At 71.6% G+C, this 278-nt stretch carries 1 protein-coding gene; it reads right to left on the bottom strand.

Annotated features, from left to right (window positions below):
• Positions 1–217 (bottom strand): hypothetical protein (locus KUM49_RS30090; RefSeq protein WP_217240121.1); only part of this gene is annotated, 217 nt, incomplete at its 3' end.
• Between the last annotated feature and the right edge of the window lie 61 nt (positions 218–278).

The following is a 278-nucleotide window of genomic DNA, read 5'->3' as shown; positions in this document are numbered from 1 at the left end:
CCGTCACGGAGGCGATCTTCCCGGACCTGCCCGTCATGCAGACGACCGTCGCGGACCCGTCCGTCACGGAGGTCGCCATCCCGGACCCGTCCGTCACGTAGGCGACCGTCGCGGACCCGTCCGTCACGGAGGTCGCCATCGCGGACCCGTCCGTCACGCAGGGGATCCTCGCCGATCCGTCCGTCACGGAGGCGATCTTCCCGGACCTGCCCGTCATGCAGACGACCGTCGCGGACCCGTCCGTCACGGAGGTCGCCATCCCGGACCCGTCCGTCACG

The sequence above is a fragment of the Streptomyces sp. AC555_RSS877 genome, from assembly GCF_019049245.1.
Taxonomy (GTDB): domain Bacteria; phylum Actinomycetota; class Actinomycetes; order Streptomycetales; family Streptomycetaceae; genus Streptomyces.
The sequence above is the reverse complement of the archived record's forward strand: the minus strand, read 5'-3'. Positions and strand labels throughout refer to the sequence as shown.